13 protein-coding genes and 1 pseudogene are annotated in these 14,563 nt (G+C 40.9%); 9 read left to right on the forward strand and 5 right to left on the reverse strand.

The genetic code is table 11. The features are described from left to right. Positions 1–83: 83 nt before the first annotated feature. A complete protein-coding gene (yidA, locus tag K5Q29_RS06310; RefSeq protein ID WP_024377408.1) occupies positions 84–893 on the reverse strand; it encodes a sugar-phosphatase in 810 nt (269 codons plus the stop codon). Further along, complete coding sequence (locus K5Q29_RS06315) at positions 883–2,196, reverse strand: HD domain-containing protein (RefSeq protein WP_105138954.1); 1,314 nt, start codon at positions 2,194–2,196, stop codon at positions 883–885. Before K5Q29_RS06315 ends, yidA begins: the two co-directional genes overlap by 11 nt. A gap of 98 nt (positions 2,197–2,294) precedes the next feature. On the opposite strand from K5Q29_RS06315, the gene K5Q29_RS06320 reads away from it, so the two are divergent. The 3 genes from K5Q29_RS06320 (at position 2,295) to K5Q29_RS06330 (ending at position 6,474) form a co-directional block, all read left to right on the forward strand. Next, positions 2,295–3,182, forward strand: a complete 888-nt coding sequence (locus tag K5Q29_RS06320; protein WP_024406705.1) for a sulfite exporter TauE/SafE family protein — start codon at positions 2,295–2,297, stop codon at positions 3,180–3,182. Between the two features lie 11 nt (positions 3,183–3,193). Continuing rightward, positions 3,194–3,580, forward strand: coding sequence for a DUF1934 domain-containing protein (locus K5Q29_RS06325; protein ID WP_105138955.1), 387 nt, complete (start codon positions 3,194–3,196; stop codon positions 3,578–3,580). A 209-nt stretch (positions 3,581–3,789) separates the two neighbouring features. After that, entirely contained in the window at positions 3,790–6,474 is a 2,685-nt protein-coding gene (locus K5Q29_RS06330) for a cation-translocating P-type ATPase (RefSeq protein ID WP_105138956.1), read from the forward strand. A 125-nt stretch (positions 6,475–6,599) separates the two neighbouring features. Here the strand turns inward: K5Q29_RS06330 and K5Q29_RS06335 are convergent, their stop codons facing one another. Continuing rightward, entirely contained in the window at positions 6,600–6,989 is a 390-nt protein-coding gene (locus K5Q29_RS06335) for a hypothetical protein (protein ID WP_105138957.1), read from the reverse strand. Positions 6,990–7,122: 133 nt separating this feature from the next. On the opposite strand from K5Q29_RS06335, the gene K5Q29_RS06340 reads away from it, so the two are divergent. The 6 genes from K5Q29_RS06340 (at position 7,123) to ftsX (ending at position 12,253) form a co-directional block, all read left to right on the forward strand. Next, positions 7,123–7,539 carry a TM2 domain-containing protein gene (locus K5Q29_RS06340; protein WP_105138958.1) on the forward strand — a complete coding sequence of 139 codons (417 nt, stop codon included), beginning with the start codon at positions 7,123–7,125 and terminating at the stop codon, positions 7,537–7,539. A 170-nt stretch (positions 7,540–7,709) separates the two neighbouring features. Continuing rightward, positions 7,710–8,198 (forward strand): VanZ family protein, encoded by a 489-nt coding sequence (locus K5Q29_RS06345; RefSeq protein ID WP_024406710.1) that lies wholly within the window; start codon positions 7,710–7,712, stop codon positions 8,196–8,198. Between the two features lie 40 nt (positions 8,199–8,238). Then, positions 8,239–9,366: a tRNA epoxyqueuosine(34) reductase QueG gene (gene queG / locus K5Q29_RS06350; RefSeq protein WP_221877063.1), complete on the forward strand. Its 1,128-nt coding sequence runs from the start codon at positions 8,239–8,241 to the stop codon at positions 9,364–9,366. Between the two features lie 34 nt (positions 9,367–9,400). Further along, a protein-coding gene (prfB, locus tag K5Q29_RS06355; RefSeq protein ID WP_105138959.1) for a peptide chain release factor 2 occupies positions 9,401–10,496 on the forward strand; the annotation gives its coding sequence in 2 pieces (ribosomal slippage) (positions 9,401–9,472 and positions 9,474–10,496; 1,095 coding nt in all). A 142-nt stretch (positions 10,497–10,638) separates the two neighbouring features. Further along, the gene (ftsE, locus tag K5Q29_RS06360; RefSeq protein ID WP_002936190.1) at positions 10,639–11,331 is read left to right on the forward strand and encodes a cell division ATP-binding protein FtsE; all 693 of its coding nucleotides are present in this window, start codon (positions 10,639–10,641) and stop codon (positions 11,329–11,331) included. Beyond that, on the forward strand, positions 11,324–12,253 hold the full coding sequence (gene ftsX / locus K5Q29_RS06365; RefSeq protein WP_221877064.1) for a permease-like cell division protein FtsX: 930 nt from the start codon (positions 11,324–11,326) through the stop codon (positions 12,251–12,253). Before ftsE ends, ftsX begins: the two co-directional genes overlap by 8 nt. A 52-nt stretch (positions 12,254–12,305) precedes the next feature. Here ftsX and K5Q29_RS06370 read toward each other — a convergent pair whose 3' ends face one another. Together K5Q29_RS06370 and feoB are read right to left on the reverse strand one after the other, a co-directional pair. Further along, positions 12,306–12,458, reverse strand: a complete 153-nt coding sequence (locus K5Q29_RS06370; protein WP_105138960.1) for a FeoB-associated Cys-rich membrane protein — start codon at positions 12,456–12,458, stop codon at positions 12,306–12,308. Beyond that, a pseudogene (gene feoB / locus K5Q29_RS06375) lies at positions 12,458–14,440 on the reverse strand (ferrous iron transport protein B); the annotation flags it as partial. The pseudogene feoB and the gene K5Q29_RS06370, both read right to left, overlap by 1 nt. Positions 14,441–14,563: the final 123 nt, after the last annotated feature.

The raw sequence follows: 14,563 nt of genomic DNA on the forward strand, positions 1-14,563 counted from the left end.
GCCTAGTACTAAAAGTAAACTAAAAGACTATAACAAAAAGCATCGGCTTTTGAATCCGATGCTTTTTTTGCTATTTTAAGAGGTTATTTCAGTACCCATTCTCTCAGAGCGTGGGCTACACCGCTCTCATCATTTGACTTCGTAATGTATTTAGCGATTTTCTTCAGTTCAGGATTTCCGTTTTCCATGACAACAGGATTACCAACAACTTCCAACATTGGACGGTCATTTTCTTGGTCACCGATGGCCATAGTTTGATCCATAGTTAGTCCAAGCTTCTCAGCTAGATGAATGATAGCTTGTCCCTTGTTAACAGTTTTAGGGGTGATTTCCAAATAAAATGGTGCTGATTTTGCTACGTTGTACTTTTCAGTCAAGCTGGTCGGTAGAAGTGGAATAGCAGCATCAAGAATTTCTGGTTCATCAACCATCATTGTTTTGATGATTTCCTTGTCAGCCATTTCTTCCGGAGTGCGATAGAAAATGGGTGCACTTACTAGTGTTGATTCGTAAATGGTGTATTTACCGATGTTACGGTTGGCAGTATAGATACCTTCCTTGGTGCTGGCATGCATTGGGAGCTTGAGTTTACGGGCAGCAGATTCGATGTCAAGATAATCTTCATAAGTCAAGGTATCTTTGACAATATCCTCACCAGTTGCTGCATCTTGGACTAAGCCACCGTTAAAAGTGATGACGTAGTCACCTGCTTCTGTAAGATTGAGTTCTTCTAAAATTGCTTGAACACCGGAAATGGGGCGACCAGTAGCAATAACAATTTTAACGCCTGCTTTTTTTGCTTCTTGGATTGCTGAATGCACTTCAGCTGTAATTTGGTGTTGACTATTTAGTAGTGTACCATCAATATCGATGGCGACAAGTTTAATGCTCATTTGATTCTCCAATTATAAAATGATCGTTATGTATATGGCTGTTAAAATCAGCTATTTGAGGTGCGAAAATCCCTGTTTCTTCTAACATTTCTTTTGGGAAATAGAAACGGCTATCGCCGTGGATTGTGCCTGATAGGGAGTGAACAATTGGTGATAGAGAGGATAGTTCTACCAAGGTTTCATCTTTGCGATAAATCTCAATTTGAGTCCGTTTCTTTTCTGCATTCGGACGGTAAATGTCATACGGCAAATCGAAGTTGTGGTGAATAGCAGTATAGTATTCTGGGTCAAACCCGACATCTGCGACCAGGCTACGCAGGCGGTCCAAAGCTTCCTCTTCTTCGGCCTTGAAAGTGATGGATTTGAGCACTTTCCTATTGATATAGCGCTGGGCTAAGTCAGATAAAATACGATCTGGTCCATCTATCCATGATTGAAAGTAAGCATTCATAACTCCATCATCCAGACTGAGGTAGTCGGTTAGACGGATACGATGCTCAAAAAAAGGTAATAGTCGAGGTGAGGTTCGTGTAAAAAACTCCTGTTCACTAGTATATAGTAGTTTGGCACGATTGAGTAAATTCTGCAATAGGACTTCCATAGAGCGGCTTGCTGGATGAAAATAGACTTGCATGTACATCTGGTAGCGGCTGAGAACGTAGTCTTCTACTGCATGCATACCAGATTCTTTGAAGGCAATTCCATTTTCTGTCGGGCGAATGACACGTAATATCCTAGTTAGGTCAAATTCACCATAGTTCGCTCCTGTGAAGTAGGAATCTCGCAATAGATAATCCATTCGGTCAACATCAATCTGGCTCGAAATGAGTTGAACGACCTGTTTATTTGGATAGGTGTGTTTGATAACACTAGCAACCTTGTCTGGAAACTCAGGCGAAACTTGTTTCAACAGAGCATTGATCTCCGTTTCTGGACTAGTAATAATAGCACAGGTCATTTCCTCATGGTCTGTATCAAATAGACGCTCGAAGGTATGAGAATAGGCTCCGTGTCCGACATCATGGAGTAGCGCAGCAACCATGGTCAGTAGGGACTCATTTGTATCCCAGATTTGTGGATACTTGTCTTCAAATTTTTGAGTAATCCGTCTGGCGATTTCGTAGGCGCCAAGGCAGTGCGAAAAGCGGCTATGCTCGCCACCATGGAAGGTATAGGAAGTAGTCCCTAGTTGCTTGATGCGGCGTAGTCGCTGAAATTCTTTTGTATTGATAAGTTTATAAATCAGCTCATGATCAACATGTACATAGTTATGAACTGGATCGCGAAATACTTTTTCTATCATAGTTTTATTATAACAAAAAAGGGAGATAAATTCCTGATTTTTCTAAAACACAAGGATATTGCTATGTATCCAAAGGAATCTTTTGGTATAATGGAGAAATGAATAATCAAATTATCTTATTAACTATTCAGGTCTTTATTATAGCCCTGATTCTTTGGATGCTTTACACAATTCTATCCTATGCTAAAAAGCACGATATTTCTCTAAAAGAGAAATTTTGGACAGGATTTGGTATCGGTTATGTTACTGATTTGCTAGACACCTTGGGGATTGGAACCTTTGCAACGACAACCACTATGTTTAAACTGACAAAGTTGGTGGAAGACGATCGTAAAATTCCTGCGACCATGACAACGGCGCACATCATACCAGTCTTAGTAGAGGCGCTATTGTTTATTACGATAGTTGAGGTTGACATGGTCACTCTGATTGCTATGGCAGTAGCGGCATTTACGGGTGCCTTTGTTGGTGCCAAGGTAACTCAAAAATGGGATACAAAGAAAGTTCAACGAATTCTTGGGATTTTGCTAATTATTGCAGCCTGTTTCATGGTCTATCGCATGATTACTAACCCTGGCGCAGATCTTACCAATGAAGTAAAGGGCTTAACTGGTTGGAAACTGGCTGTTGGTATTGCCTTTGATTTTATGGTGGGAATGCTGATGAGTATGGGGCTGGGTAACTATGCTCCTGAGTTAATCTTCTTCTCATTGATGGGAATTAGTCCAGCGGTTGCTCTTCCGGTCATGATGTTGAATGCTGCTATGATTATGACAGCTGGTGCCAAGCAGTTTATCCAATCAGGACGAGTAAACTGGCCAGGAGTTCCAGGAATCATTGTCGGTGGGGTGCTGGGGGTTTTGACAGCCGCTTTCTTCTTATCAAATTTAGATATTAATAATTTAAAAATTTTGGTTGTCTTCATTGCAGCGTATACAGGCTTTACTCTGCTTCGTTCTTCCTTTGTTACTAGGATTAAAAAATAGTAGGAGGACCTATGTATATTCATTTACGAAATGAAATTGATTTGGATGGGCAGATTGAGGTAGTGGATCAGCAATTTCAAGTGGAGGTCAAGGAAAAAGACGGCAATCTCTATCTCATTTATAGTAACGATGAATCTGAAAAAGTTGTCATAAAATGTGACGAAGAAGAGTTAGTGATGACACGCTTTTCCACTCCGAAGTCTATTATGCGATTCATTTCTGGTAAAGAAGCTATTGTGACCATTCCTACACCGTTAGGAATCCAGCATTTTGTGACCGATACAAAACATTACCAATTAAACCGTTCGGATCAAAGTGTCCAGTTGCAATATGAATTAAAGGGATTGGAGAACCAGCAAGTTTTTGCTTCCTATGATTTGGAAATCTCGTGGAAATAATCTCTTATTTCCAGAAAAATATTCTTGAATTTCTCGGGATTTTTGATATAATAGTTAACAAATCGAGGGAGTAGCTAGCGGAAATTTCCGTGATATTGTCGTCAATCCGACTTGTTTCCGGCAATATATTAAATAGCGAGACTTGTTTTAATAAGACAGGTCTCTTTTTTATTTGTTAGGTAAAAAAGAGACCGAGAAGGAGAAGGAAATTGTCAAAAGAACAAAAACGCGATTTGTTTTATACACAGAGCGAAGAGCAAGTATTGTCAAGCATGGGGTCTTCTTTAGACGGTTTGTCTAGTGATGAGGCAAGCAAACGTCTAGCAGACTACGGTCGTAACGAATTGGATGAGGGTGAAAAACGCACACTCTTAGCTAAATTCTTGGATCAGTTTAAAGACTTGATGATCATTATCTTGATTGCAGCAGCAATCTTGACGGTGATTACAGAAGGTTCACACGGTTTGACAGATGCCATTATCATCTTGGCCGTGGTTATCTTGAACGCAGCCTTTGGTGTTTATCAAGAAGGGCAAGCAGAGGCAGCCATTGAGGCGCTAAAAAACATGTCAAGCCCAGTTGCGCGTGCGCTTCGTGACAATCATGTAGTCGAAGTTGATTCTAAAGACTTGGTACCAGGTGACATCGTCTTGCTTGAAGCAGGTGATGTTGTTCCTGCCGATATGCGTTTGTTGGAAGCTAACTCCCTCAAAATCGAAGAGGCAGCTCTTACAGGTGAGTCTGTACCAGTTGATAAAGATTTGTCAGCAGTTTTGGCTGAAGATGCACCGATCGGTGACCGTGTCAACATGGCTTACCAAAACTCAAACGTTACTTACGGCCGTGGTCTTGGTGTGGTTACAAATACAGGTATGTACACTGAAGTTGGTCATATTGCTGGTATGCTTGCCAATGCTGATGAGACTGATACACCATTGAAACAAAACTTGCACCAGTTATCAAAAGTCTTGACATATGCAGTTCTTGTAATTGCTGCGGTAACGATGGCTGTTTCGGTATTTGTACGTGGAGAAGGTATCTTACCTGCTCTTATGACTTCTGTAGCTCTTGCGGTTGCGGCCATTCCTGAAGGTTTGCCAGCTATTGTTACAGTGGTTCTTTCGCTTGGTACACAGGTCTTGGCTAAGCGTAACTCGATTATCCGTAAGTTACCAGCGGTTGAAACACTTGGTTCAACTGAAATCATCGCATCAGATAAGACTGGTACCTTGACTATGAACCAGATGACTGTTGAAAAAGTTTATACAAACGGTCAATTGGTGGATGCTAAAGAAGCTTTGGATGCAAGCAATACCACGCTTCGTGTTATGAACTTTGCCAACGATACAAAAGTTGACCCAACTGGTAAATTGATCGGTGACCCAACTGAAACGGCACTTGTTCAATTTGGTTTGGATCAAAACTTTGACGTTCGTGAAGTCTTGGTATCTGAGCCTCGTGTAGCTGAATTGCCATTTGATTCCACACGTAAATTGATGTCAACTGTTCACCAACAAGCTGCTGGAAACTTCTTCGTAGCTGTTAAAGGTGCTCCAGACCAATTGCTCAAACGTGTAACGCAAATTGAAGAAAACGGTACAATTCGTCCGATTACCGATGCGGATAAACAAGCCATTCTTGCAACTAACAAGGACTTGGCTAAACAAGCCCTTCGTGTCTTGATGATGGCATACAAGTATGTTGATGCTATTCCTGAATTGGAATCTGACGTTGTTGAAAACGACCTTGTCTTCTCAGGTTTGGTTGGTATGATTGACCCTGAGCGTCCTGAAGCGGCAGAAGCTGTTCGTGTTGCTAAGGAAGCTGGTATCCGTCCAATCATGATTACGGGTGACCACCAAGATACAGCTGAGGCGATTGCAAAACGTCTTGGCATCATCGATCCAAATGATACAGAAGACCATGTATTTACAGGTGCAGAGCTCAACGAATTGACAGATGAAGAATTCCAAAAAGTCTTCAAGCAATATTCTGTATATGCTCGTGTATCTCCAGAACACAAGGTTCGTATTGTAAAAGCTTGGCAAAATGATGGTAAGGTTGTTGCCATGACTGGTGACGGTGTTAACGATGCGCCATCACTTAAGACAGCCGACATCGGTATCGGTATGGGTATCACAGGTACGGAAGTTTCGAAAGGTGCTTCTGATATGGTCCTTGCAGATGACAACTTTGCGACCATTATCGTTGCGGTGGAAGAAGGACGTAAGGTCTTCTCAAACATCCAAAAAACGATCCAATATCTCTTGTCAGCTAACACTGCTGAAGTATTGTGTATCTTCCTTGCAACCCTCTTTGGTTGGGACGTATTGGAGCCAGTTCATCTTCTTTGGATTAACTTGGTAACAGATACACTTCCAGCGATTGCCCTTGGTGTTGAACCTGCTGAACCAGGTGTTATGCAGCACAAACCTCGTGGTCGTAACTCAAGCTTCTTCTCAGGTGGTGTCTTGAGCTCTATTGTCTATCAGGGTATTCTACAAACAGCATTGGTACTTGGTGTCTATGGTTTTGCACTGCTTTACCCAGAACACAGCACTTATGAAGAAATCCATGCAGATGCTCTTACGATGGCATATGTTACTCTTGGATTGATTCAGTTGGTGCATGCTTTCAACGTTAAGTCTGTCTACCAATCTATCTTTACCGTTGGTCCATTCAAGAACAAACTCTTTAACTGGTCTATCGTAGCAGCCTTCTTGCTCTTGATGGCAACTGTTGTGATTCCAGGATTCAATACCTTCTTCAAGGTTTCAATCTTGACTCCGACTCAATGGATGGTAACAGTAATCGGTTCAGGTCTCATGGTTGTCGTTGTAGAAATTGTTAAATTTGTACAACGTAAGTTGGGATTGGATGAAAAAGCTATCTAATATAGTTATTCAGCTTATCTTTTATTACTTCGTTAACTCGCCTTGCCGTACTTCAGTACAGCCTGCGACTCGTTGCCTTGTACTAAAAGCAAACTGAAGACTATATCATTTGAAAAAGCTCAGATTTAGTGGTCTGAGCTTTTTTCTGTACTGATAATGTATTTTGGGAAGATTACTTGTCCCAAAAATGTAAAGATTAGAGATGTAGCAAGTAGGATTATCTTTATCATCGTAGAAAATTGGAAAAAGATGACAATTGGAAGGATAGCCAGGCTGAAATAGTAGAGGGTGAAGTACTTACTGTTTTCTATTATTTGAACCCTATCGCCGTCTTTAACTTGAATGCTTGATTTTTTATCCCCTCGAACGCTTAGTATAACAGATGATTGTGTAATTGGTAAGCTTAGAATTTTTCCTTGAGTAACTGTCCCAGCAATTTTTCCGTCTACTAGGAGTGGTAGTCTTTGGGAGGATAGTTGTTTGATAGGTTTTGGATAATGAATAATAACTCTCATATGAACCTCCTTGTAATCTAGTTTCATTATAGCAAAAAAAGAAAATATGTAAACGATTTCTGACACTGTTTTCCCCTGTAGGCTTGCTTGAAGAATAAGAAACTGCTATAATTTTGAAGAGGTAGGAGTTTATATGAATTATCTTCAGAATTATATTTTAAGTAAAAGCAGTTATTTGCCATCTGATAAGTTATTCATTCTGCAAAAAGAACTAGAAGATTTAGATGATGAGGCTTTAAACGTTCTTATGATGGTTGAGATGCGTCACCCTCTTGTCGCTCTTATTTTGGCTATTTTCTTCGGTGAGTTTGGTGTCGACCGTTTTTATGTCGGGAATAAAGAATTGGGATTTGCCAAGCTGATTGCTTTTGCAGTATCTTTTGTTACGCTATTTATCTTGATTGGGTTCTTGTTATTTTTGGGACTTTATTTGTGGAAGTTTATTGATTGCTTCTTAATCATGCGAGCATGTAAGGAGGCGAACTTTGAGCGTTTGATGCTACAAATCCATCAATATAAGGCTTTTCAGCATAGCCATCAGACATTTTAAGTAAGATATTTTTGTGAATAAGGGGAGGCTTGGTATTGTCTTCCTTTTCTGTTTTTTAGCAGGATGTAAAGTACTTGTAATATGGAACGAGCTTTGTCACAGAAGTGACATTTTATGGAGCAGCATTTATGATATAATGATAAAATATGCTAGTTGAGAGGAGAATTTCTATGCAGACAAAGAAAATGAGTATGTTTTTATTTTTTGCCTATCTCCTTTTACTTACTTGGATGATTGTCTTTAAGATGGACTTGAGCATCTTATATGGACGCTATGGTTATGCTAGTATAAACTTAATTCCGTTTGCAGGAACAGCAGTCTATGATGGAGTGCTGGATTTTCCAGAAATTCTATTTAATATTGTCAGTTTTATTCCCTTTGGTATTTATATGGAAATGCTATTTCGCAAGGCATCGTGGGTGGCTAATCTATGTTTGATTATGTTAGTGAGTCTCTGCTTTGAGGTTCTGCAATATCTTCTTTTACTTGGAGTTGCAGATATAACTGATTTACTGGCTAACGGCTTAGGGGGAGCAATCGGTATTAATGTCATGTATGTCTTGACCAGTATTTGGCGGGAGAAGGCCTATGTTCGTATGAATATTTTTTGTTTTGCGCTAACGTTTTTTGTTATATTAATAACTTATTTAGCTATGTAGGTCTTGCTAAATATATCCAAAGTTTGCTAAAATGAATATAATGAATATTAAGGAAGAGATTATTAAATTATCTCAGGAAATCGGAATTTCGAAGATTGGTTTTACAACGGCTGATGATTTTGCTTATTTGGAGAAATCACTTCGTGCTAGTCAGGAAGAGGGGCGTTCGTCAGGCTTTGAACATAAGAACATTGAAGAACGTATCCGTCCCAAATTATCGTTAGAATCAGCTAAAACCATCATTTCTATCACGGTAGCTTATCCTAGACATTTGCCTGTCAAACCGCAGAAGACCCAATACAAACGTGGAAAGATTACACCTAGCTCTTGGGGCCTAGACTACCATTATATCTTGCAAGATAAGATGGAGCGTTTGGCGAGGGGGATTGAAAAACTGACGGATGGTTTGGAATACAAGGCCATGGTGGACACGGGTGCCTTGGTGGATACTGCTGTTGCCAGACGAGCAGGCATTGGTTTTATCGGTAAGAATGGCCTGGTTATTTCTAAGGAATTTGGTTCCTATATGTTTTTGGGCGAGTTGGTGACCAACCTTGAGATTGAGCCTGATAAGCCAGTGGACTACGACTGTGGCGATTGCAACCGCTGTGTTGCAGCCTGTCCGACGTCTTGTCTATTAGGTGATACGACCATGAATGCCCGTCGCTGTCTGTCCTTTCAGACACAAGATAAGGGTATGATGGACTTGGAGTTTCGTAAGAAAATCAAGACGGTCATCTATGGTTGTGATATTTGCCAGATTTGTTGTCCTTACAACAAGGGAATTTCCAGTCCACCTGTGGTGGAGATCGACCCTGATTTGGCTGAGCCTGAGCTGATTCCATTCTTGGACTTGTCAAATGGGCAATTCAAGGAAAAATTTGGTATGATTGCGGGTTCTTGGCGGGGGAAAAATATTCTCCAGCGCAATGCCATCATAGCCTTGGCTAATAGTAATGATCGCTCTGCTATTCCCAAACTCCTAGAAATCATCGATAAAAAACAAAATCCGGTCCACATGGCAACGGCTATCTGGGCCTTGGGGCAATTGGTCAAACAACCCAATGATGAGATGGTAGACTTTATCGCAGGTATTTCATCAGACAATGATGATGTTATAGCGGAGCAAACGGCCTTTCTCAACATGGTCAAGGACTTGCAAATGTGATATAATAAAGATTATGAATAAAAATGAGGTGTATATGGATACAGCAGAAATTCGCCAAAAGATTGAAGAACTTGGCAAAAAATTAACTTCCTTTAGGGGGTCTCTTTGACTTAGAAGGTCTGGAAGAAGAGATTGCCATTCTTGAGAACAAGATGACGGAGCCAGATTTCTGGAATGATAATTTGGCTGCACAAAAGACATCTCAGGAGTTGAATGAATTAAAAAATACTTATGGAAATTTCCATCAGATGTTGGATTTCTATGATGAATCCGAAATTTTGCTAGATTTTCTAGCAGAAGACGAGTCTGTTCGGGATGAACTGGTTGAGAAGTTGGCAGAATTGGACAAAGCCATGACTGCCTACGAGATGACTTTGCTCTTGTCGGAACCCTATGATCACAATAACGCTATCTTGGAAATCCATCCAGGTTCGGGTGGTACCGAGGCACAAGACTGGGGAGAAATGCTCCTGCGGATGTATCAGCGTTATGGAAATGCCAAAGGTTTTACAGTAGAAACCTTGGATTATCAAGCTGGTGATGAAGCAGGTATTAAATCCGTAACTTTAAGCTTTACTGGTCCAAACGCCTATGGCTTGCTTAAGTCAGAAATGGGAGTTCATCGGTTGGTGCGCATCTCACCTTTTGACTCAGCTAAGCGTCGTCATACTTCCTTTACATCTGTGGAGGTGATGCCTGAATTGGACGATACCATTGAAATTGAAATCAGAGATGATGAAGTGAAGATGGATACCTTCCGGTCAGGAGGTGCTGGTGGACAGAACGTCAACAAGGTCTCAACGGGTGTTCGATTGACGCACATTCCGACAGGTATTGTGACTCAGTCCACAGTTGACCGTACTCAGTATGGAAACCGAGACCGTGCAATGAAACTCTTGCAGGCTAAATTGTATCAATTGGAGCAGGAGAAGAAAGCGGCAGAAGTAGACTCACTCAAGGGAGACAAGAAAGAAATCACTTGGGGAAGTCAGATTCGTTCTTATGTCTTTACACCTTATACAATGGTAAAAGACCACCGTACTGGTTATGAGGTGGCTCAAGTCGATAAGGTTATGGACGGAGACTTGGACGGCTTTATAGATGCTTATTTAAAATGGCGAATTAGCTAAGAACCTGTATTTACAAGTGAGGTACTTGTATATAAGAGAGAGTTTTTCGCTCATCAAGGAAGTTTTTTGAGAGAATACGGACTGTATTTTGAAAAAAACGTTCTCAAATCTAAAGAAAGGACTGTCTAAGACAGGAAATCCTATGGGAATAATAGAAATGAAAGACGTTTCCAAGAAATATGGAAACGGAACGACTGCCCTTCGCGGAGTATCAGTCAATGTTGAAGCGGGAGAATTTGCCTACATTGTAGGTCCTTCTGGTGCAGGTAAGTCAACCTTTATTAAACTCTTGTATCGGGAGGAAAAGCTCGATAAGGGGAGTCTAAAGGTTGGTAAGTTTGACCTTGCAAAAATTAAAAAGAGAGATGTTCCTCTTCTGCGTCGTAGTGTAGGAGTGGTTTTCCAAGATTACAAACTCTTACCTAAAAAGACTGTCTTTGAAAATATTGCTTATGCGATGGAAGTTATCGGTGAGAAACCACGGAATATCAAGAAACGTGTAATGGAAGTTTTAGATTTGGTTGGTTTGAAGCACAAGATTCGTTCTTTCCCAAATGAACTTTCAGGTGGTGAGCAACAGCGTATTGCTATTGCCCGTGCCATTGTAAATAATCCTAAAGTATTGATTGCTGATGAACCAACTGGTAACTTGGACCCTGAAAACTCTTGGGAAATCATGAATCTATTGGAGCGAATTAACTTACAGGGGACAACGATTTTGATGGCGACACACAATAGTCAGATTGTGAATACACTTCGTCATCGTGTTATTGCGATTGAAGATGGTCGTGTAGTACGTGATGAAGCGGAAGGAGAATATGGATACGATGAGTAATCGATTTTTTAGACACTTTATTGAGTCATTGAAGAGTTTGAAGCGAAATGGTTGGATGACGATTGCAGCCATTTCATCTGTAGCCATTACCCTTACCTTGGTTGGTCTATTTGCTTCAGTTATTTTGAACACAGCAAAGCTCGCTTCGGATTTGGAACAGAATGTACGCATCAATGTGTATTTGAGAGCGAACTCAACCGATCAAGCTGAGACGATTGTGAACGAAGCAGGAGAGACGGTAGCTAATCCAGATTATAAAAAGGTGTATAATCAGATTACAGCCTTAGAAAATGTACAATCTGTCACTTATTCAAGTAAGGATGAACAGTTGCAGAAATTAACAGTTACCTTGGGAGATACTTGGAACCTATTCCAAGGAGATGCCAATCCACTTTACGATGCTTATATCATTGATACGACTGAACCGCAATATGTAAAAACTGTTGCAGCAGAGATTGCTAAAATTGATGGTGTTACAGAGGTACGCGATGGGGAAGTTGAAACGGAACGTATTTTTAAATTAGCTAATCTAGTTCGTACATGGGGATTGGCAGCAACTGGCTTATTGCTGTTTACTGCTGTTTTCTTGATTTCCAATACTATTCGAATTACCATTATTTCTCGTAGCCGTGAAATTCAGATCATGCGTCTGGTTGGTGCTAAAAACAGTTATATCCGTGGACCATTCCTCTGGGAAGGTGCCTGGGTAGGTCTCCTCGGAGCTATTTTGCCTTCTGCTTTAGTCTATTCTCTTTATAAGATGATTTATACTTCGGTAAATGCTAGTCTTGCTAGTCAAGATTTGTCTCTGATTAGTATGAATGTCTTTGTTCCAGGAATGATTGGCGCACTTTTTGTAATTGGTATTATTATTGGTTCCTTGGGCTCAGTCATTTCCATGAACCGCTACTTAAAAATTTAATAGACAAGCTACATGTAAAAAGGTCTACACAATAATGAGGCAGACCTTTTTGTTATGGATGTTTATGGTGAGAAGATTCGTTCATCTCTTGCTTAATAGTACAGTCGCAGGAACAATCTCCGCAGGATCCATTTCCTTTGATGAGACTGCGAATAGCAAGAGAAAATAAGATGACGATGATGAGAAAGAGGATAAGTGTGGGCATTAATATTCTCCTTTTTCTAATGTTTTTAGCGTGACGATTGGAAGAGTATTGGCTGGTTTTTTCACTAGGCTGTAGATGGCTGTGATAATTAGAAAGATAGCGATAAATGTCCAGACGGTTGGTAATTGTCCGTAGATAAGTACAAGACCAAGCTGATAGATAACCAAACTACTTGCATAGGCTAAACCTGTTTGGAAACCGATAGCAATCCATGTCCATTTGGCTTCTCCCATTTCACGGTGAATGGCACCAATAGCCGCAAAACAAGGGGCACAGAGGAGATTGAATACTAGGAAGGAATAGGCTGACAATGCTGTATAGTCTTGTTGTAAAAGCCCCCAGAGTTCGGGATTTTCTTCGGTTGTTTCTCCTAATTTATAGAGGATACCAAAGGTGGCAATGACGGTTTCCTTGGCTAAGAGACCTGTAATGGCTGCAACAGTTGCTCGCCAATTTCTAAAACCAAGTGGGGCAAAGAGGAGAGAAAAACTGCGTCCAATGGAGGCTAAGATACTCTCATCTGTTTCTACCATTTGTAAGGACCAATTATAGGAACTGCTGAACCAAATAATGATGTTGGTCACAAATATAATGGTACCAGCTCGTTTGATAAAACTAAGTGCCTTATCGAATGCATACCGGAGAACCGTACTGAGTTTCGGTAAGTGATAAGATGGTAATTCCATGATAAAGGGGCTTGCGACTCCACCGAGCTGCTTGGTCTTTTTTAGTGCCATTCCGGATAGGACGATGGCGGCCATACCGACAAAATAGGCGCTTGGAGCAATCCAAGGATTGTCAGGAAAGAAAGCACCGGCTACCAGCGAAATGATAGGAAGTTTGGCAGAACAGGGCATGAAGGTTGCTGTCATAATGGTGATTTTTCGGTCCTGTTCATTTTCAATAGTCCGACTTGCCATGACTCCAGGAACGCCACAGCCTGTGGAAATCAACATGGGAATAAAGGATTTACCTGATAGACCAAAACGTCTAAAAATCCTATCCATGACAAAGGCGACTCGGCTCATATAGCCGATGTCTTCCAAGATTCCCAAGCAGACGAAGAGGACGAAAATTTGTGGTACAAAACCGAGAATGGCTCCGCATCCTGCAATAATGCCATCAAGGACCAGAGATTGTAGCCAGCCAGCGATTTCAAATCGATCTAGATTTTCCTGAATAAGGCCTGGAACAAGCTCTCCGAAGAGGACATCATTTACCCAGTCTGTCCCCATTGTGCCAACCGTTTGAATAGACAGGAAGTAGGTCAGCCACATGACTGCCGCAAAGATAGGGAGGGCAAGAAAACGATTGGTAACAAGTCGGTCTATGTTATCAGACAGGTTAAAAGCCTTATCGCTGTCTTTTGTGACCAGTTCTGTGATTTTCTCGATAAATTGGTAGCGTTGATTGACGATAATGGCTTCCATATCGTCTGCGTAAATTTTTTCCAAAATGGCAATGATTTCGGTCAAATCAAGCATGTCTTGTGCATTGAGTTGCAATTGATCTAGAATGACTTGATCTTGTTCGAGTAGCTTAATGGCGTAGAAGCGTTTTTGATGATTTGGGATGGAATCCGATAATAGGTCAATAACTTGGGCGAGACCGGCTTCAAATTGCTTATCATACTGAGGATAGATTGGCTCGGCTTGCTGATTGGTAATTTTTTCTACTTCATGGAGGAGCTGGGATATACCTAGCTTTTTTAGTGCACTGATAGGCTGTACAGGAACTCCCAGTTGATAGGAGAGCTGGTCGCTGTTTATTGAGCGACCTTGACTTTTCAGGGCGTCTGTCATATTGAGGGCGATAACAATAGGAAAGCCCATTTCTAATAACTGCAAGGTCAGATAGAGATTTCGCTCCAAGTTTGTTGCATCAAGGACGTTGAGGATAGTAGCTGGTTGGTCCGCTATCAAATAATCTCTGGCAACCCGTTCTTCTGGTGTGTAGGGAGACAGCGAGTAGATACCTGGTAATACTCAATTAAAATCAAAAATAGCCGATATCCAATCTCTATGTACAATTGATTTGAGTTGATAAACAGTTAAGGTTTGAATAATCTCTTGAAGTTTATCGATTACCCCATTTAAAGTCTTAAA

It is taken from the genome of Streptococcus sp. 2018037, from assembly GCF_019754195.1.
Lineage (GTDB): Bacteria > Bacillota > Bacilli > Lactobacillales > Streptococcaceae > Streptococcus > Streptococcus hashimotonensis.